At 65.8% G+C, this 18,813-nt stretch carries 18 protein-coding genes; 10 read left to right on the forward strand and 8 right to left on the reverse strand.

Annotation, left to right across the window (positions count from 1 at the left end; genetic code table 11):
• Positions 1 to 23 precede the first annotated feature (23 nt).
• On the forward strand, positions 24 to 956 hold the full coding sequence (locus tag D2N39_RS18470) for a sulfotransferase (RefSeq protein WP_158589876.1): 933 nt from the start codon (positions 24 to 26) through the stop codon (positions 954 to 956).
• An 85-nt stretch (positions 957 to 1,041) separates the two neighbouring features.
• Here D2N39_RS18470 and D2N39_RS18475 read toward each other — a convergent pair whose 3' ends face one another.
• Both D2N39_RS18475 and D2N39_RS18480 read right to left on the reverse strand, forming a co-directional pair.
• Positions 1,042 to 1,695 (reverse strand): ABC transporter ATP-binding protein, encoded by a 654-nt coding sequence (locus tag D2N39_RS18475; protein ID WP_119136257.1) that lies wholly within the window; start codon positions 1,693 to 1,695, stop codon positions 1,042 to 1,044.
• Positions 1,696 to 1,708: 13 nt separating this feature from the next.
• The gene (locus D2N39_RS18480; protein ID WP_119136258.1) at positions 1,709 to 3,292 is read right to left on the reverse strand and encodes a sugar transporter; all 1,584 of its coding nucleotides are present in this window, start codon (positions 3,290 to 3,292) and stop codon (positions 1,709 to 1,711) included.
• Positions 3,293 to 3,364: 72 nt separating this feature from the next.
• Here D2N39_RS18480 and D2N39_RS18485 point away from each other — a divergent pair, with 72 nt between their 5' ends.
• Together D2N39_RS18485 and D2N39_RS18490 are read left to right on the forward strand one after the other, a co-directional pair.
• The gene (locus tag D2N39_RS18485) at positions 3,365 to 4,255 is read left to right on the forward strand and encodes an ABC transporter permease (RefSeq protein WP_233557263.1); all 891 of its coding nucleotides are present in this window, start codon (positions 3,365 to 3,367) and stop codon (positions 4,253 to 4,255) included.
• Between the two features lie 87 nt (positions 4,256 to 4,342).
• Positions 4,343 to 5,221: a hypothetical protein gene (locus D2N39_RS18490; protein WP_147373516.1), complete on the forward strand. Its 879-nt coding sequence runs from the start codon at positions 4,343 to 4,345 to the stop codon at positions 5,219 to 5,221.
• Positions 5,222 to 5,303: 82 nt separating this feature from the next.
• Here the strand turns inward: D2N39_RS18490 and D2N39_RS18495 are convergent, their stop codons facing one another.
• Both D2N39_RS18495 and D2N39_RS18500 read right to left on the reverse strand, forming a co-directional pair.
• The gene (locus tag D2N39_RS18495) at positions 5,304 to 6,341 is read right to left on the reverse strand and encodes a ParB/RepB/Spo0J family partition protein (protein WP_119136261.1); all 1,038 of its coding nucleotides are present in this window, start codon (positions 6,339 to 6,341) and stop codon (positions 5,304 to 5,306) included.
• Positions 6,342 to 6,448: 107 nt separating this feature from the next.
• Positions 6,449 to 7,843 (reverse strand): AAA family ATPase, encoded by a 1,395-nt coding sequence (locus D2N39_RS18500; RefSeq protein ID WP_119136262.1) that lies wholly within the window; start codon positions 7,841 to 7,843, stop codon positions 6,449 to 6,451.
• Positions 7,844 to 8,298: 455 nt separating this feature from the next.
• Here D2N39_RS18500 and D2N39_RS18505 point away from each other — a divergent pair, with 455 nt between their 5' ends.
• Positions 8,299 to 9,342 carry a replication initiator protein A gene (locus D2N39_RS18505; RefSeq protein WP_119136263.1) on the forward strand — a complete coding sequence of 348 codons (1,044 nt, stop codon included), beginning with the start codon at positions 8,299 to 8,301 and terminating at the stop codon, positions 9,340 to 9,342.
• A gap of 103 nt (positions 9,343 to 9,445) precedes the next feature.
• Positions 9,446 to 10,507, forward strand: coding sequence for a DUF2793 domain-containing protein (locus tag D2N39_RS18510; RefSeq protein ID WP_119136264.1), 1,062 nt, complete (start codon positions 9,446 to 9,448; stop codon positions 10,505 to 10,507).
• An 88-nt stretch (positions 10,508 to 10,595) separates the two neighbouring features.
• On the opposite strand, the gene D2N39_RS18515 is transcribed toward D2N39_RS18510, so the two are convergent.
• The 3 genes from D2N39_RS18515 to D2N39_RS18525 are packed head-to-tail and all read right to left on the reverse strand — an operon-like array spanning position 10,596 to position 12,597.
• Entirely contained in the window at positions 10,596 to 10,958 is a 363-nt protein-coding gene (locus tag D2N39_RS18515) for a hypothetical protein (RefSeq protein ID WP_119136265.1), read from the reverse strand.
• Positions 10,955 to 12,337 carry a phage head spike fiber domain-containing protein gene (locus tag D2N39_RS18520; RefSeq protein ID WP_147373517.1) on the reverse strand — a complete coding sequence of 461 codons (1,383 nt, stop codon included), beginning with the start codon at positions 12,335 to 12,337 and terminating at the stop codon, positions 10,955 to 10,957. The genes D2N39_RS18515 and D2N39_RS18520 overlap by 4 nt, the downstream gene beginning before the upstream one ends.
• Positions 12,337 to 12,597 carry a spike base protein, RCAP_Rcc01079 family gene (locus D2N39_RS18525; RefSeq protein ID WP_233557265.1) on the reverse strand — a complete coding sequence of 87 codons (261 nt, stop codon included), beginning with the start codon at positions 12,595 to 12,597 and terminating at the stop codon, positions 12,337 to 12,339. The genes D2N39_RS18520 and D2N39_RS18525 overlap by 1 nt, the downstream gene beginning before the upstream one ends.
• 269 nt (positions 12,598 to 12,866) lie before the next feature.
• On the opposite strand from D2N39_RS18525, the gene D2N39_RS18530 reads away from it, so the two are divergent.
• The 5 genes from D2N39_RS18530 (at position 12,867) to D2N39_RS18550 (ending at position 17,734) form a co-directional block, all read left to right on the forward strand.
• On the forward strand, positions 12,867 to 14,009 hold the full coding sequence (locus D2N39_RS18530) for a polysaccharide pyruvyl transferase family protein (protein ID WP_158589877.1): 1,143 nt from the start codon (positions 12,867 to 12,869) through the stop codon (positions 14,007 to 14,009).
• A 164-nt stretch (positions 14,010 to 14,173) separates the two neighbouring features.
• Positions 14,174 to 14,581, forward strand: a complete 408-nt coding sequence (locus D2N39_RS18535; protein WP_119136268.1) for a hypothetical protein — start codon at positions 14,174 to 14,176, stop codon at positions 14,579 to 14,581.
• Between the two features lie 32 nt (positions 14,582 to 14,613).
• Positions 14,614 to 16,050, forward strand: coding sequence for a D-glycero-beta-D-manno-heptose-7-phosphate kinase (rfaE1, locus tag D2N39_RS18540; protein WP_119136269.1), 1,437 nt, complete (start codon positions 14,614 to 14,616; stop codon positions 16,048 to 16,050).
• A complete protein-coding gene (locus D2N39_RS18545; protein WP_119136270.1) occupies positions 16,047 to 16,568 on the forward strand; it encodes a D-glycero-alpha-D-manno-heptose-1,7-bisphosphate 7-phosphatase in 522 nt (173 codons plus the stop codon). The genes rfaE1 and D2N39_RS18545 overlap by 4 nt, the downstream gene beginning before the upstream one ends.
• Complete coding sequence (locus tag D2N39_RS18550) at positions 16,565 to 17,734, forward strand: AGE family epimerase/isomerase (RefSeq protein ID WP_119136272.1); 1,170 nt, start codon at positions 16,565 to 16,567, stop codon at positions 17,732 to 17,734. Before D2N39_RS18545 ends, D2N39_RS18550 begins: the two co-directional genes overlap by 4 nt.
• Positions 17,735 to 17,819: 85 nt before the next feature.
• Here the strand turns inward: D2N39_RS18550 and D2N39_RS18555 are convergent, their stop codons facing one another.
• On the reverse strand, positions 17,820 to 18,812 hold the full coding sequence (locus D2N39_RS18555) for an alginate O-acetyltransferase AlgX-related protein (RefSeq protein WP_158589878.1): 993 nt from the start codon (positions 18,810 to 18,812) through the stop codon (positions 17,820 to 17,822).
• Position 18,813: the final 1 nt, after the last annotated feature.

Raw genomic sequence — 18,813 nt, forward strand, 5'->3', positions numbered from 1 at the left:
CCATGCTGCAAGGAAAGACCGGGATGACAAGGACGAAAGTGGTTTACCTCGGGGGCGCCGGCCGGTCGGGAACGACCTTCGTCAGCCTGCTGCTGTCGCAGAACCATGACTGTTTCGACATCGGCCAGATCCGCGACCTGCCGGATGGCATTGCGAAAAAGCATGTCTGTTCCTGCGGAAAGCCGCTGGTGACCTGCGATTTCTGGGGCGAGGTCGCGGCCCGTCTGGTGGCCGGTTACGGCATCCATGCGCTGAGCCGTTTCAAGGAGGGGCTGGAGGCCTTCTCGAAAGGCGCCGAGCTGATCGGGGACTGGTCGGTGCGCCCCGATCTGGCGGCGTTGGCGGCGGATCATGCCGCCTTCCTTGACCTGACCGCCGGGCTTTACCGGATCTGCCGCGAGGTGGCGGGCACGCGGGCGCTGATCGATTCCTCCAAGACCCCCGGCCTTGGCCTTGCGCTGGCCCTGGCCGGGGAGGTGGATCTTTACATGCTTAACCTCGTCCGCGACCCGCGCGCCGTCTGCGCCAGCTGGTCGAAGCTCAACAAGAACCCGGCCAAGCTGGAGGGCCACCAGCGCGCCTGGAACCGCCGCCTTGCCCGCATGGGCCAGTTCGAGGCGCTGATGCCCGATGCCTTCCGCCGCATCCGCTATGAGGATTTCGCCACCTCGCCGCTGCCAATGGTGCAGGCCATCCAGTCCTGGGCCGGGCTGGAGGAAAATACCGGCTTCTTCACTGCCCCGAATGCGGCCAATGTCTCGTGGGACCGCACCCATCTGTTCCCGCCGGTGAACGAGGAAGTGCTGAAGCACAAGGCCGACCATATCACCATCCGCCCCTCCGAAAGCTGGAAGGCCCCGGCCAACCGGCCCTATGTCGAACTGGCCGAACGGGTCAATTTCCCGCAGGCCGAAACCGTGGGATACAGTCTTCTGGCCGGGGCAGAGACCCCCTGATCAGGCGGAGCAGGGCCTGAAGACCGCCCGGAACCGGCCCCGCCTGTCGGGGCCGCTTCGTCTGCGCCCGAACCCATCGGGACGCCTATTCCATCAGGGCCTTGTGGACGGTGATCGCCTCGTCCAGATCGGGGAAATAGTAAAGCCGACCGTTTTCCAGCAGAAGCCCGGCATCGCAATAGTCGCGCAGGGCGCCAAGGTCGTGGGTCACGAGGATGGCCCCCGATTTCGCCATCCGGTCCCGGAACACCGCGCGGCTTTTGCGGCGGAAGCGCGCATCGCCCACCGCCGTCACCTCGTCCACCAGATAGGTGTCAAAGCGGATGCCCATCGAGGCGCCAAAGGCAAGGCGCGAGCGCATCCCCGAGGAATAGCTGCGCACCGGCATGTGAAAATGCGGGCCCAGTTCGGCGAAATCCTCGACGAAATCCACCAGCTCCTCGGTATCGACCCCATAAACACGGGCAATGAAGCGGATGTTCTGCGCCCCGGTCAACTCGCGGTGCAGCGAACCGCCCAGCCCCACCGGCCAGCTGATCGTGCCATCCGAGGTGATGCGCCCGCTGTCGGGCAGGATGGTGCCTGCCACCATCTGCAACAGGGTCGATTTCCCGGCCCCGTTGCGCCCCAGCAGCGCCAGCGACTGCCCGGTGGGCAAAGTCAGGGTGAGATTATCGACGATCACCTTGCGGGTCTCGCCGATGCGATAGCTCTTGCAGAGGTTCTCGAACCGGATCATCGCCCTGCCCGGCTCAGTTCCGGTCGCGCACGCTGTAGTAGATCAGCGCCCCGATCGACCAGGCCAGCAGCAGGAACAGCCCGATCAGCCCCGACAGCATGATGCGCTGCGGGAATTCGGCGGTCTGCGGCAGGGTCGGCGTGATATAGGGCGCCAGATACAGCGTCTGCCGCGAGGCATTGGCGCGGGCCACATCCACCGCGGCCAGCGAGGCGCGATAGGTTTCCTCGGCGAATTGCAGATCGACTGTCAGGCTTTCGAATTCGGCGATCAGCGCCGGATAGTTCTCGCCCGCGATATTGGTCTCGACATCCGAGGAGAAGGTCTTGCGCTCGTCCGCGATACGGTCGCGGATCACCTGGATGCGGCGGGCGGCCTGCTCGCGGCGCGGGTCGTTCTGCTGGGTGGTGCCCAGCACGATGTCATTGTCGATCAGCGCCTGCGCCAGTTGCTGCTGAAGGTTGTTCAGCACGCCCATCCGGCCCTGGATATCGGCCGAGGGATCGACGATCTGGGTGCGGGTGCGGAAGCGGCTCAGCGCCTCGCGGGCAGCCTTCAGCCGCGCCAGCGCGGTTTCCAGATCCTCGGTCGCATAGCGCATCACATCGGACCGCGACTGGTTGTTCAGGTCATTGATGCGGTTCTGGCTGGCCGCCACGATCTCGGTGGCGATACGCTGCGCATCCTCGGCCGAGAAGGCCAGAACCCGCAATTCGATCAGCCGGGTTGACTGGTCATACGAGATCCGCACCATGCGTTTCCAGAACCAGTGCAGATCCTCGATGGTCGGATTGGGCCAGAGCGACATCAGCGGATCGCCCGGCCAGTGCACTGCGTAAAGATTGCCCAGCCCGATCCGTTCGTCGATGACCGAAACGATTTCCTGGCTCTGGATATATTCGTAAAGGATGTCGCTTTCCGACGATCCGCTGGAGCCTGCGAATTGCGCCAGCCCGCCCAGAAGTTCGGTCGAGGAAGTGGACCCCTGCTCGCGCCGCACGGTAAAGCCCACCGTCGAGGCATATTCGTCCTGCGCCACGAGGAACAGGTAGGACATCGCCAGGATCAGCGGCAGGATCACCACCAGAACGAAACTGAGGATGACGCCGCGATGACGGCGGCGGACGCGGGCCGCCCCGGCGGGCGGACGCAGCTCGATGACGCGGGCCGCGCCGCCACGGCCGGAACGGCGGCCCGGCTCTGCCGGATCTGCGGCAGGGGCAGCAGCGGTCTGGCCATCCGGGGGCGGTGCGGCATCATCCGGCGTGGCGAGGCTGGTCATCGGGTCCAGCGGCTCGCCGTCGCGCAGATGGGCGACGATCCCCGCCACGCGGGGGCTCAGTTCCTCGGGTTCATCGCTCTGGGCGGCGCGGGTCTTGCGCCCGGTGCCCGAGGCGGCGCGCTTGCCGCTGCCGGCCGTGCCGGCGGCCTTGCGGCTTCCGGTCGCGGCCCGCGCGGTTTTCCGCCGGGTTCCGGCCACACCTGCGGCCTTGGCCCGTCCCTTGCGTCCGGCCTGCGATACGGCTTCCGTTTCGCCGCCGGCATCACCATCTGGCGAGGTCGCGGTTTCCGGCGAGAGGTTGTCTTTATCTTTCAAAGCGTTACCTCAGAAGGAACCGATTTGATCTGTCTTGCATCCTTCTACATAATGTCGCCTCGAAACACCAGCATGCTTCACAGGTTCCAGATGCAGGCCCAGATCCCGCCCTCAGCCCTCGCCGAGGCCCCCCTGCCCGCCAGCCCGCTGGCATCGCCGCTGGAGCCCGCCTTCCTGGGCCGTCCGTTCTCGCGCGGGGATACCGCCTCGACGCTGCGCACCATCGTGGCGCTGATGCTGCGCGAGATGACCACCCGCTACGGCCGGTCGCCCGGCGGATATATCTGGGCCGTGCTTGAACCTCTGGGGGCGCTGCTGGTGCTGTCGATGGGGTTTGCGCTGGTGATGCGCAACCCGCCGATCGGCACCAGCTTCCTTCTGTATTTCGCCACCGGCAACATGCCCTTCACGCTGTATAGCCGGGTGGACAATGCGGTGTCGCGCAGTCTCGGCTTTTCCAAACCCCTGCTGATGTATCCCTCGGTCCGCTGGATCGACGCGGTTCTGGCGCGATTCCTGCTGAATTCCATCACCTCGATGATCATCTCCTTCATCCTGCTGACCGGCACGATCGTGATGACCGAAACCCGCACGGTGCTGGAACTGGGGCCGATCCTGACCGCCATGACGATGGCGGCACTGCTGGGCATGGCGACCGGGCTGGTGAATTGCGCGCTGACGGGGCTGTTTCCGGTCTGGGACATGTTCTGGGGCATGGCGACACGGCCGCTTTATATCGCCTCGGGCGTTCTGGTGATGTATGAAAGCCTGCCGCGCGTGGCGCAGGATGTGCTGTGGTGGAACCCGCTGCTGCATATCGTGGGCGAAATGCGCACGGGCTTCTATCCGACCTACAATGCCGATTATGTCAGCATGTCCTATGTGCTGCTGGTGACGCTGGCCCTGCTGGCGCTTGGTCTGCTGCTGGTGCGCCGCCACCACCTGACCATCCTTTACGATTGATCCTTCCCGCCTTGCCCCCCTGACGGCCCGCCCCCAAAGGCGGGCCGTTGCACATTCGGCGTCGCGCGGGTAGCAGGAGCCGTCACGATGAAGGAGCGGGTAATGCAGGGCGATGTGCTGTGGCTGGGGTTGCACAAGACGGGCACCACCTTTCTGCAAAAGTCGCTGGACCTGTCGCAACCCGCCCTGATCGCCGCCGGCATCGCCTGGGTCTCGCTGGACGAGTTCCGCCGGAAATGGACGCGGCCGCTGCTGCATGACGGCCATGACACGCCCCCTGCCCCGGCCGACCTGCCCCCCGGCCTGCGGCACCGGCTGGTGTTTGACGAAAACATCCCCGCGCTGGTGCAGCACGGGCTGAAGCCGCGCGGTTTCTACCCCCGTGCGGGCGAGCGGGCGCGGATCATTGCCGATCACCTGCGCCTGGAACGACCGCGGCTGGTTCTGGGTCTGCGCGGCTTTGCCAGCTTCGTGCCCTCGCTCTATTGCGAGACACTGAAATCCACGCCTTTCAAACCGTTCAGGGCCTTTCTGCGCCAACCGATCGAAGCGATGAGCTGGCTGCCGCTGATCGACCGGCTTCTGGCCGCCTTTCCGGGCAGCGACCTCCTGCTTTACCGCGCCGAGGATCTGCCGGGGCAGGAGGCGCGGCTTCTGTCCCGTGTGACCGGATTGCCGGAAAGCGCCTTCACCTTGCTGGGGGCACCGGAACGGGTGGGCTTTTCACAAGAGGCGGTGATGCGGCTGCATGCCATGGCCGAGGCCGGGCCGGTCAGCCAGGCCGAGGTCCATCGTCTGGTGCGCGATCTGCCGCGCGGTCCGGGGCGGCCGGGCTTCATGCCATGGAGCGCGGGGGAAAAGGCGCTGCTGGACGCCGCCTATGCCCGCGATCTGGCCGAGGTGAAGGCACGCGCGGCGCGGCCCGACGGGCGGATGATCTGGCTGGATCTGGCGGTCCCGGCCTGACGCCCCCGTTTCGCGCGCGAAACAAACGACCCTGCCGTTTCGCATGCGAAACAGAAAGGCCCCGCGATTGCGGGGCCTTCCTTTACATCCAGTCCTGCGCCTTCAGCCATTCCGCCAGCCGCGCCATCAAGGCGGCATCGGCCCTTGGCCCCTCCAGAACCACCTGCCCCCGGCGGGCCTTCAGCCGCAGGCCGGGAACAGGCTCAATCGTCTCTACAGGCGCAGTTAGAGCCTGTTTCTGCGGTGCGATGCCACGGGACAACCATGCCATTTCGGCACTGGCATCGGCGGGGGGCTGTGCGGTCAGATCCGCGACAAGACGCGGGGCCAGCGCCGGGTCGGCCTCCAAAGCCTGCGCCAGCGCAAGGCCCAGCTTTTCGCTGATCGCCTCGGGGAATTGCAGCGCACCATCCAGCCCGCGCACCACGATCAGGAAAGAGCCGATCTTGGATCGCCGCGCCCGCGGGACATTGCCGAAAAGGCCGCGCAGAGCCGATCTGTCATCGGGATAAACCCCGGCCTCCACCGCCTTGGCCACGATGCGGGCGCGTTCGTAGAAGGACAGGCCGACGCGCAGCTCGTTCTCCTCGACCATGGCGACATAGGCATCCGACGCCTGTTCCGGTTGCCGCAAAAGGGCAAGAACAGAGCCGTATTTCGCCACATCCCCGGTTTCCGCCAGAAGCTGCCGCAGCGCCTTCAGCCGCCGCCATCCAGAGATCAGCCCATAGCGATCCGGCCCCAGCGCCAGCACCTCGACCGGGGTCTGCTGGCCACGGACGCGCAGCGAGTCGACCAGAGCGGCCATTTCGTCACTGTCCAGCGTGATCCGGTCACGCATCAGGTGATCGGCCTGCACCTGATCCAGCGGCAAGGCCAGCACCATGCGGCCGCTTTTGCGGGCCTTACGCAGCGCCTCGGCCATTTCCTCCATCGCGGCGGTGGCGGCGGCGGCGCCCGCCATATCGGCAATCGGCGCCGGGCGAACATAGGTGCCCGCATGGCCCTGCGGATAGCGGGTGAACATCGCCTTGGTTTCCAGATCGGGCGGCAGGTCGTGGGCGGTATCGTCAGAAAGGGCGGGTTCGCCAAAAGGGATCAGGCGTTTGCGTTTGGCCATATCTCAGCTCCGCTTGCGGGGAGGGCAGGGTAGGGCGGTGCGGCTGAAGAAGGCCCTAAACCGCCGTTCGACGGTGTTTCGCGCGCGAAACATGTGGGAAGAAACCGTCACTGTGCGGCCTCTTGCGACTGTTCGATCTCATCCCGTCGCCAGGACCCCAGAACCAGTGCCTTTACCGCGGCCCAGGTCTCGTCAAAGGTTTCGCGGCCACGGGCATAGGTTTCGCGGTTGAAGTCGCGGTAATCGGCCTCATAGATGCCGCGCACCTGTTCGCCCGCCTGCCCGATCAGCGCGGTGAACTCCTGCCGCTGCGGCGACAGGGTCTTTCCCATCCAGCCCTGGATCAGCGCCGCAAGCTCGGCTTGCTGGTTGCCATCGAAGCGGGTGACCAGCGCGCGCACGGCATCCCATTCGAAGCTGAGTTCCGGCCGCCCCAGTGCACGGGCGGCCATGTTCTCGCCCTCCTCGATGGAGTTGAAGGTGGAATGCAGCATGTCGAAGAAACGGCCGGTGGAATCGAATTCCAGAAACGAGGCGCCCATCGGCACCAGCAGGATATCGGCGGCGGCCAGACCATTGATCGTCAGATAGCCAAGCGCGGGCGGGGTATCGAGGAAGATGAGATCATATTGATCCAGCACCCCGTCGGCGGAAAGGCTTTCGGTCAGCGCATCCCACAGTTTCCAGCCACGCGACTGCATGCGCCAGACCGGGATCTGGAATTCCGCCCAGTAGAGGTTCAGCTGTGCCCCGATCAGGTCGATGTTCGGCCAGTGGGTCTTCTGGATCAGGCTGTCGGCCTTTACGGTCAGCGCCTCGGTCAGTGTCTCGTCCAGCGGCACGGGGGCATCGCCGCGATCCAGACGACGCTGGTTGTCGATGCGCAGATGCGCCGCATAATGACGCGCCAGCAGCGGGAAGACGGTCTGCCATTCATCGGCGACCCGGCCCCCGAAGATCGAGGTCATCGAGCCCTGACTGTCGAGGTCAATCACCAGCACCCGGTAGCCATCCAGCGCGGCTGACATCGCCAGATGCGCACAGGTCGAGGTCTTGCCGACGCCGCCCTTGAAATTGGCGACTGCCAGCATCTTGGCTGGCAGCCCTTTCGGCCGATAGGGCAGATAGGGTTTGGTCTTCGACCCTTCGGCGGCAAAGAAGGCGCGCAGGCGCAGCACCTCGTCCAGCGTGAACCATTTGGCCCCACCCTCGGTTTCCGAGGCGCCTTGCGGCAGGTCGGGGTTCTGTTTCAGCACGCGGCGGAAATGGGCCTGCGCGACCGGGATCAGATAGCGGGTGATTTCCCAGGTGGAGAACATCCGCAACTGCCGCCGCCCGCCGGCATCGAGGCCGCGCCCCGCCAGATCGTCGCGGCCGATCTCGCAGGCGCGGGCGATGGCGCCAAAGCCTTGGGTGGTTGTGGGGGCGCCAAGCGCGGCCATGGCTGCATCCGGATCGATGCCGAAATAGGGCGGAAGGGGGGTGCCTGCCTCGGGCTTCATCTCTGCCTCATGTATGCTGTTTTCCGCAATATACCGAAAAACATAGCATATGGAAGAAAACTCGGCATGTGGATGAATTTTCGTAGCTGATTCTATGGTTTGGCAGCTCTGCTGCGTGAGGTTTAGGGATCTTTCCGAGGCTTCTGCGGCTTTGGCCTGATCTTCATATGCGGTTTTTTTTGTTAGAGGGATGTTAAGGGATTCTGTTACGAATGCAGAGCCTTTTCTCCATCTTCCTGAATTTGCAGGAAGAAACCGTGGTTCTTGAGCTTTCGGCGACTCTGATCCCACGTTGGGGTGACTCTGATCCCCCGCTCGGGTGACTCTGATCCGCCATTCGCCGGGCTGGACGGGTGCTGTGGATAACTCTAGGCTGGGTGTCACTGAAACCCCGATAAAAATCGGGGGCAGGATCGAGCAAAAAATCCCGCGACAGACGGGGCCAAGAGGCAGTGATGGCAGGACAGGCGGTTGCGGGCAGGTTCCCCGCAAGGCAGGGCATTTCAAGACGCAAGTCCGAGCCGGCGGCGATCGGCGATCTGTTCGTCTGCGATGTGCTGGCGGCCAGTGCCAAGGATGACCTTGGCACCATGGAACATCCCATTTTCTCGCTGTCCACCAAACCCGACCTGCGGGTGCTGAGCTACGATCACAACGGCGCCTCGGTGCAGGTCACGCCCTCGGTGAAGGGGCGCGCCACGATCTTCGACAAGGACATCCTGATCTATTGCATCAGCCAGTTGATGGCGGGGCTGAACGCCGGGCGCGAGATCAGCCGCACCTTGCAGCTTAAGGCACATGACCTGCTGACCGCCACGCAGCGCGATACCGGCGGCGACAGCTATCTGCGGCTGCGCGAGGCTTTCGAGCGGCTGGCGGGCACCCGCATCACCACCAATATCGCCACCGGCGGCATCGAAAGCACCAGCGGCTTCGGCCTGATCGAAAGCTGGGAAATCCTGCGCAAGACGCGGGGCGGGCGGATGATCTCGGTCATGGTGACGCTGTCGGACTGGCTGTTCCGCGCGGTGCTGGCGCGTTCGGTGCTGACGCTGAGCCCTGATTATTTCGGGCTGCGCAAACCGCTGGAGCGACGGGTCTACGAACTGGCGCGCAAGCATTGCGGGCGGCAGCCGGAATGGCGCGTCTCGGTCGGAACGCTGCACAAGAAGGCGGGCTCGGCCGCGCCGGTGCGGGTGTTCCGCGCCGCGATCCGCAAGATGATCGAGGAGGCGGGCCTGCCCGATTACCGGATGGCGGAAGAGCCGGGCGACCTGATCCGCTTCACCCGCCAGGGCGTGATCGAGGAAGAGGCGCCCGCCGTTACCGCCCCGATGTTCGGTCCCGAGGTGCTGGAGGCCGCCCGTGCCCTTGCCCCCGGCGCCGATGTCTATGCGCTGGAGGCAGAGTGGCGCGCCTTCTGGGCCGATGCCGGGCGGCCGCAGTTGTCGGCGCCAGACAAGGCCTTCCTGGGCTGGGTGCGGGCGCGCCGGGGGTGATGGGGCGGAAGGGTTAACGAAAAACCCCTGTGGGCCCTGCGGCTTCGGGGTTTGTCAGCCAGGGCGGTGAAGGATCGGGCGCGCAACCCGTCAGGAGCCGCCGATGCCCGATACCACGCCCAATCTCGACCTGCCCTTTCTCTTGCCCGCGCAGGCGCAGAAACACGTCACCCATAATGAGGCGCTGGAGCGGCTGGACCTGATCGTCCAGCTGACCCTGCAGCGCTTCGATGCCGAAAGCCCGCCCGCCGCGCCGCCCGAGGGCCGGATCTGGGCGCTGGGGCCAGCGCCGGGTGGCGACTGGGCGGGGCAGGCGGGGAAGCTCGCCACCTTTCTGGGCGGTGCCTGGACCTTCCTCGACCCGCGCGATGGCTGGCGGGCCTGGGGACTGGCCGAGGCGCAACTGCGGGTCTGGCGCGGCACCGCCTGGGAACAGCCGCCGCTCGATGATCTGCCGGGGGTAGGCATCGGCACCACGCATGACGGCACCAACCGGCTGGCCGTGGTGTCCCCCGCCACGCTCTTCAGCCATGCCGGCGCCGGGCATCAGGTGAAGGTGAACAAGGCGGCGGCGGGTGACACCGCTTCGCTGCTGTTTCAGGACGGCTGGTCGGGACGGGCCGAGATGGGCCTGGCGGGAAGCGATGATTTCAGCGTGAAGGTCAGCGCCGATGGCAGCGCCTGGACCCAGGCGCTGCGTATCGCCCGCGCCAGCGGTGCGGCCGAGATGGCGGCGGGGCTGAAGATCGGCGGGCAGCTGGCCTTCCATCGCGGCAATGCGGTGGGCACGGTCGCCCAGGTGGCGGGCCTGCCGACCGGCGCGCTGGTCGAAAGCGGCAGCACGGCCAATGGCCGCTACATTCGCCATGCCGATGGCACCCAGATCTGCTGGAAAGAGGCGGTGATGGGCCAGTCGGTCGCGGCGGGCAGCTATGCAGAGCTGACCTGGGTCTATCCGATGCCCTTCGCGGCGGGCAGTGTGCCCTATCCGATGGTCGTCGCGCGCAGCTACAACGATGCCGCCGGGCGCCAGAATGCGGCGCGGTATCTGCGGGCGGTGGGCGGGGGCGGCAGCGCCAGTGCCGGGGCGGTCGGCGTGTTCAACGGCCATACGGCGGCGGTCTATGCCAATCTCGATGCGCTGGTGATCGGCCGCTGGACCTGATGCAGTGGGGATGTTTCGCGTGCGAAACACCCCCGACAGATGCAAGAACCGGCCCCGGTGCATCCTCTGCGCCGGGGCCGATCCGGTCTCAGACTTCCGTTCCGGTGGCGAGGCGGACCCCCAGCGCCTGCACCGCCACCTGCGGATCGTCGCCGATGATCGTGGCGATCCGGTCCGGGGCGGCGGGCAGGCCGGGGGTCAGCGCCGCCTGTGCCCGTGCCACCGCCGCCGGATCGGCCCCCCACCGGGGCGCGGGCAGGGGGCCGGTGGCAAGGGCGACAAACCCTTCGCCCACCACTGCCGAAGCCAGGGCATAGCGGTTGCCCGCGTCATCCTGCCAGAGCGCCGCACCATAGGTCTGGCCATCCTCGGGGCCATAGCCCAGACACAGCGCCAGCTGGTTCGCATCCCCGATCAGCGCCTCGGGGCAGGCGATGGTGACGCGGATCATGGAAGGATCACGCCGCAACGGGCCGCCATCCAGGCTTCGGCGCGTGCCAGATCCGTTACCGACAGCAACTGGTTGACCACCAGCAGACCATAGAGTGTGCCCAGGAACGGTGCACCACCGCTGGCGGAGATGCCGATGCGCAGTGGGCGACTGGCATAGTCGCTACTGCCCTGATACCCAGTTGCGCTTGGCAGGTCGAGCCCGTTGAGGCGCGGGATCAGCGTATCGGTGCCGATCCTGGCCCGATAGCTGCCTACCATGGTCAGCGGCCCGGCATATTGCGTATTGGTCGCCGCAATGCCGGCGCCGACATTCGATGTCCCACGCGAATAGGCCCAGCCGTAGCGATCCCATGTCCCGCCCGGGGCCCCGGGCAGGCCGACCGTCCAGGAGCCGTCGGAAGAGGCTAGGCCGTATTCGGCAATCACCCCCTTGGTCGCGTCTCCGAGCTTGCGAGCGGCATAGACCACGGTCATCGCGTCGCTACCCCAGATCAGCCCGGTCGTGGCCAGCCAATCGTCGATGCCGTCGAACCGCAGGCCCCAGACATCGCCATGGCCAGCCTCGGTCACGTGATGAACAGACGTCGCCGCCTGATAGGGCGTTGGCGCTGCGCCGACCTCGATCTGTGGCGTGTCGATGTAAAGCCCGGAAACCCCATCGCCCTGATAGCCCGCCAACGTATCGGCGTAGGTAGTGTGGGCACGGATTTGCAGATCAACGCTGACCTCGGCGCTGGCCGGGGCGGATACCCAGCAGCGATAGAAGCCGTCGCCCAGCGGGATGGCCCCGCCGGAGGCGCCGGCCCGGATGATCGACGCGCCGTTGGTCAGGTCGAAGAACCCAGCCATGTTGCTGCCGAAGGCCGAGGCTGGCAGCAGCAGTTGCAGCACCGACCGCTCGGCGGCCTTCGCCACCACTGACAGGGTATAGGCTTTGCCCACCGTAGTTGTCAGGAAATATTGCAGGTAATGCGCGCGGTCTTCGGTGTTTTCGATCAGTTTGCTCATGGTCAGCGCACCACCGGCGCCGATAGCTGCCCCTGCCACCCCTGACGCCGCGATGCCGGACCATGGCGCGAAGGAGGTGGAGACCGGCAGCAACTGCCGCAATCCGCTGGCCGGATGCCGGGCCAGCGTCGGTCGTGCGTCGGCCGTGGCCTGACTGGCGTGATTGCCCCGGCCGCCCAGATCGTGGACCAGCCCGACCGGGTCGCCAGGGGCGATGGCGGGGATAGTGCCCGCTGCGTCCTGAAACAGCGCTGGCCGTTGGGACGGATCCAGCCAGAGACCGGAGGTGCCGGGCGGGAACAGCGCCCGGGGGCTCCAGGACGGGCCACGCAGGGCGCTCGCTGAAAGCGCAAGCCTGAAACTCAACATCAGATCCACCCCGTGAGGCCGTTGGCGGTGGTGCCGGTGGCCAGTATGCGGGCGGCCATCAGCGGGTAGGTGCCTGCTGGCAGCGGCCCGGTCGCCTGGGTCACTCCCTCGCGGTTGATCCAGGCCAGCGTGCCTCCGGCATTCAGCGTGAGCGCCCGGATCGGCGTGACCAGATCGGTGCTGTCCGATGGCGTGACGCTCAGCGAGCCGAGCGCGGGGGCGGTTAGCGGGCGGGTCATGGATTTGAAGGGATCGGGCATTGAGGGCTCCTCTGGTGGCAGGTCGACCGGGATTGGGTCGGGAACCGGGCCACCTTGCCGCCAAAGCGTCACCGTCCTCTGAGCAGGCAGCCCGCCACGCCGCATTGCAGCGCAACAGGCGATCCCTGCCTGGATTCGCGGCATGTGGCTGCGGGACCTTCCGTGCGGCATGGGAGCTTGCGGGGATGCGGCTTTCCCTCCGGTGGGAAATTGTGCCAAAGGACATGAGAAAGCCGAACAGATCAGGGAATTGCGGACCGCATATGCCGATGAAGGATAAGACTGGATCCGTCGATTTCGAATTCGACGAATATGCCTATCTCGAGAACCATCCCGATGTTCTGGCTTCGGTGAGGAATGGCCTTTTTGCCTCTGGACGGCAGCATTTCGAGCGGTTTGGCCACAAGGAGGGGCGGCGCTGCCACGCGATCGTCTCGGAGGCGCCGCGGGTCTTCGTTGTGGGTGCCTATGGCACCCGCAATGTCGGGGACGAGGCCATCTTCGAAGGGGCGCGCCGGATCCATGCGAATGCGATCCAGCTTTACATCAATGCGCCGCGCAAGTTTCCGGCGGTCGAGATGTACAGCATGCTGCGCGACGGCAACAAGTTCCGTGCCGGGGATACGCTGGTCATTGGCGGTGGCGGGCTGCTCTATGATGCGGGGGCTATCGGTATTCTGGTCGATCTGGCCCGCCGTGCGCGTTCGGCGGGTGCCGCCGTGCGGGTCGAACGCATTGGTTGCGAAGCGGCGCGCCCCGAGTATCACGATGTGATCGCCGGGCTGTTCCGGCTGGCCGACAGCGTGACGGTCCGCAGTTCGATCTCGCAGCAGATCGTCCGTGATATCTGCGGCATGGATGTGGAACGACAGGAGGATTTCGCGCTGGAACTGGCGGGCGAGCTTCCTCCGCGCCCAGAGCGGTCTGCCGGGGTGCCGCGGATCGGTCTGGTCACCGGCGGCGATCACATGGAAGAGATCGGGCCGCTTATGAATCTGGTGCGGGAGTTCACCTCAGACCGAGCGCCGACCCCGGTCCGCTTCGTGCATATTCCGCATTCCGTGTCCCATGTGGATTTCCGCAATAATGATGAGGTGGTCGGTGCCAAGATCGCGTCGGGGATCAACGGGTTTCTGGAAGGGCGACATCTGGCATTCTCCAGACAGCCTTTCACCGACGAGCCGCTTGAGGTACTGCGGACCTATGCCGGTCTGGACGGATTGATCACCCGGCGTTTCCACGGGCTTGTCTTTGCTCATATGATGCAACTGCCGGTGCTCGGCTTGCCGGGCGACGGTGCGAAGAATACCTCATTCATCGAGGATCATCCCCGGGAAGATCAGCTGGCGATCGAAGCTATGCCGCAGATCGGCGAGGGCTTTGCAGCGCTTATGCGCCTCCTGCAGGCCTGATTTTCAGGTCGGGCCGAGCGGGGGCTTCGTCATGCAGCCTAAGCCGTGCCGCAGTGCAGCAAGGCGCTTGCAAAACAACCGGGAATCGCGGATGATTTCAGGCGTAGGTGAGTGGTTTCCCATTTTTTTTAAAGAAGATATGAGCAAGATGAGGGAATTGACGCATGCGTTATATTCCGCCTTTGTCCAGCCTGACCCGCGATCTTGTTTTTAGCAGCGAGCAGGGCACCCCTTGGGTGCGGATGCGCTATGAGGATTTCGAAAACCTGCTGCGGCAGGTCCTTCAGGCGGTCGAGATCGACGAGGACTGGTATCGCCGCACCTATCCCGATGTGGAACAGGCGATCCGCGAGGGCGCGCTGTGCAGTGCACATGAACATTTCGTGGCCAGCGGCTATTTCGAGGGGCGGTTGCCGCAGGCGGTCGAGGTGGATGAGGAATGGTATTTCAAGGCCTATCCTGATATTGCCGAGGCTGTCCGGTCGGGGGCGCTCGCTTCTGCCCGGCAGCATTTCATAGAATTCGGTTATGCCGAGGGGCGCAGGCCCGGACCTCCGGACCCGGGGGTGTGATGTCCGGGACGTGATTTCTGTAATGCGGGGCAATGGTGATACCTACCTTCGACCATGACGTGATCGTCGTCGGCGACGTGATGCTGGATCGGTTCGTCTATGGCAGTTCCGGGCGGCTGTCGCCCGAAGCGCCGGTGCCGGTGGTGCGCAAGACGCGCGAGACCATGATGGCGGGCGGCGCCGGCAATGTGGCACGCAATATCGCGGCTCTGGGCGGCCGGCCGGTCCTGTTCGGTCTGGCCGGCTGCGACAGCGCCGGGGATGAACTTGCCCGCGTCATCGGTGCGCCGGCGCGGCTGACGCGCAGCCCCGACTGGAAAACCATCGTCAAGCTGCGCGTCATCGCCCAGCAACAGCAGATCGTGCGCATCGACGACGAGGCGCCGCGTCCCGCCACCATGGCCGAGGCCGCGGGGGTGCTGGAGGGGTTGGCCGAAAGCCTGCCGCGGGCCCGGGCGCTGATCCTGTCGGATTACGGCAAGGGCGTGTTGACGCCCGAGGTCTGCGCCCGGGCGATCACCATGGCGCGGGCGGCGGGGGCGCTTTGCGTCGTCGATCCCAAGGGCCGCGATTATGCGCGCTATGCCGGGGCCGATTTTGTGACGCCCAATGCCTCGGAACTGGCCGAGGTCACCGGCCTGCCCACCGGCACCGATGCCGAGGTCGAGACGGCGGCGCGCGCGCTGCTGGCACGGGTCGACATCGGTGCGGTCATCGCCACCCGCAGCGAGAAGGGCATGATGCTGATCCCGCGTGTGGGTGAGGTCGCGACCTCGCCGGCTACCGCGCAGGAGGTCTTCGACGTCTCCGGTGCCGGCGATACGGTGATCGCCACGCTGGCGCTGGCGCTGGCCGCCGGTCTGCCGGTGCCCCAGGCGATGCATCTGGCCAATCTCGCCGCCGGCATCGTGGTCGCCAAGCTGGGCACGGCGGTCTGCTCCTTCGCCGAGCTTGACCATGCGCTGCATGCCGAAAGCGGTGGCGGGGGGCTTCTCCGCCCTGCGGCGGCGGCGCAAAGGTTGCGCGAGTGGCAGGCCGAGGGGCTGCGCGTCGGTTTTGCCAATGGCTGTTTCGACATCCTGCATGCCGGTCATGTTCGCCTGCTGCGCGAGGCGCGGCGTCACTGCGACCGGCTGATCGTGGCCCTGAACGACGATGCCAGCGTCAGCCGGCTGAAAGGGCCGGCGCGGCCGATCAACCCGCTGGTGGATCGCGCGGCGGTGGTCGCGGGTCTTGGGGCGGTGGATGCCGTTACCTGGTTCGGCGAGGATACGCCGCTGGAGTTGATCCTGGCGCTGCGGCCTGACCGGCTGTTCAAGGGATCGGATTACACGATCGACAAGGTGGTGGGCGCTCGGGAGATCCACGCCTGGGGCGGCGAGACCGTGCTGCTGGATCTGCTGCCGGGCCGGTCGACCACCGGCATCGTGGCCCGCGCCGTCGCTGGCACACCAGAAGTCACCCGATGATCTCCCGGCCCGCGCTGTTCCTTGATCGTGACGGGGTACTGAACCACGATCACGGCTATGTCGGCACGCTAGATCGTTTCAACTGGATCGAGGGCGCCCCTGAGGCGATCTGCCGTGCCAATGCGGCGGGCTGGCTGGTCTTTGTGGTAACCAACCAGTCGGGTATCGCGCGCGGGTTCTTCACCGAAGATCAGTTTCATGCGCTGATGGCCCATGTCCGGGCCGATCTGGCAGCCCGCAGCGGTGGCCGGATCGACGATATCCGCCATTGTCCCTGGTTGCCCGAGGCACCCTTGCCGGAATGGCGTTGCGACAGTGACTGGCGCAAGCCCGGGCCGGGTATGCTGGTCGATCTGATGCGACACTGGCCGGTTGATCCCGCCCGCAGCCTGATGATCGGTGACCGGGACAGCGACCTGCGCGCTGCAGCCGCCGTGGGCATCGCGGGGCATCTGTTCTCGGGTGGCAATTTGGACAGGTTCATCGCGCCGCTGCTGGGGCAGGGGGGGGGATCATGAGCCTGTCCGAGCTGCGGGCGGAATATGTTTGGCTCCGCGACTGGCTGTTTGGTCAGGCGCTGCCGCTCTGGGCCGGAACCGGAACCGACCGGCCGACCGGCGGCTTCTTTGAAAAGCTGACCCCGCAGGGGTTGCCGCTGGACGATCCGCGCCGCGCCCGTGTGACCGCACGACAGATCTTTTCCTTCGCCACGGCCGGGCAACTGGGCTGGGCCGGCGATGCGGCGGGGATGGTCGATTACGGTCTGGCCAACCTGTTCCGCCGCCACCTGCCCTCCGAGGGGATCGTGATCCCCACGGTTGCGGCCGATGGCCGGGTGCTGCGCCGCGACTTCGATCTGTATGACCATGCCTTCGTGCTCTTTGCCCTCGCGGCGGCGGCCCGGATGCGTGGCGGCGACCCGGCGCTGGCGGCCCGTGCGGCGGCGTTGCGTGCGGCCATGGCGCCCTGGACCCATCCGCAGCGCGGCTTTGAAGAGGCGGTACCGCGCAGCCTGCCGCTGAAGGCCAATCCGCATATGCATCTCTTCGAGGCGGCGCTGGCCTGGGAGGAAGTCTCGGACGATCCGGGCTGGTCCGCACTGGCCGACAGCATCGCCGGGCTGTGCCTTGACCGGTTCCTCGATTCGGCGACCGGCGCGCTGAAGGAACATTTCGATGGCGACTGGCTGGCGCTGCCCGCGCCGCAGGATGTGGTGGAGCCGGGGCACCAGTTCGAATGGGCCTGGCTGCTGCGGCGCTGGGGGGCAACGCGCAACCGCCCCGAGGCGCTGGCCGCCGCCGCGCGTCTGGCCGAAATCGGCGAGGGGCCGGGTGTCGATCCCGCGCAGGATCTGGCGATGAACGAGCTGAACGCCGATCTGTCGGTGCGTGACGGGCTGTTCCGGCTCTGGCCGCAGACCGAGCGGGTGAAGGCCCATACCAGCGCCCTGGCCGCCGCCCCCGACGCGGTGGTGCAGGACCGTGCCGCCGGTCTGGCCGCCCGCGCCGCCCGCGGGCTGCGGCGTTATTTCGACCATCCGGTCCCCGGATCGTGGTGGGAGCATCTGGGTCGTGACGGCCGCCCGCACGATCCCGAAGAACCCGCCCGTGCCTCAAGCCTCTATCACATCACCTGCGCTATCGGCGAACTGGGCCAGCAACTTGACCGGCTGAAGACAGCCTGATCCGCAAGGGCGCAGCCGGGGCAAGCCGGAAAGGGGGCCTGAAGGCCCTCTTTTGCACCGGATCAGGTGGCAAGGGTGGGCGGCCTCATTCGAATGGCATCGCGGACAGGACGTCGGCTGCATAGGCCGCATTGGCCGGGGATTGCCGCTCGCGCATCCCGGCAAAAAGCTTTTGCCGGGCTTCGCCATCAAGTGCCTGTATCTTCTGCCGCAGGTCTGTCTTGTAGGAAAATTCGGCAATCCCGGTGGGCACCGATCGCAGAAACCGCTCGACCGCGATTGAAAGCACGACTTCGGGTCGTTCGCGGAACAGGATTTCCCGGTCGATGGAACTGCTATGCACCCGGACAAGGCGACGGGTGCGATGGGCTAGATATTTTACCAAGGCCCCCGCGAAACTGTCACCGAAAAGTAGGATAGACGGCCCCTCCGGATCGCCCCCTTCCCAGATGCTGACATGCCCGTGATTGGTGATCCGGTTGTCAAAGCTGCATCTGGCGCGGCTGTCCCGGAGGGTGGCCTGCATGCCGCCGCAGCTGATGGGCGGGTCGAACTTGTTCGACAGATCGCCTATCATCGTCTCGGACGGATGGAGGGCGAGCTCTTCCTCCGTTATCAGTGTAATTTCTTGCGGGAGTTGCAGGCTTTTGAAGACATGGTTTGCGACGTGCCAGGCGCCGAGTGCGTTCCAGTGAGTATCGCCCTTGTCATAGAAGGACAGGCGCGCGGCATGCCCCAGAATGAACCGTTCGAGAAACATGCCATGGACCAGGCCCATGGTTGCTGTCTCGACTTGATGCACCAGGCGCGCCGGGGCTTTCTGCATCTCTGCCGGTACCTTGTCGGGGAGGATGCATTCCTTGTTCGGCGCGACGATGAACCTGTAATGGATATTGTGCTTGCGCATGAAGGCCCCGCGCAGCGCCAGTTCTTGTGTCCATGCCGTTATTTCAGTGTCGTCCAGCAGCAGGCGGCCTTCGAACTGATCCCATGTGCGGTTGGTATCGTTGGACAGGAAAAGCCAGCCGTCCTTGCCGATGACAGCCTTGCCGGACATGGTCGGGCCCGCCTCGGACATC

This window comes from Gemmobacter lutimaris, assembly GCF_003570715.1.
Taxonomy (GTDB): Bacteria; Pseudomonadota; Alphaproteobacteria; order Rhodobacterales; family Rhodobacteraceae; genus Gemmobacter; species Gemmobacter lutimaris.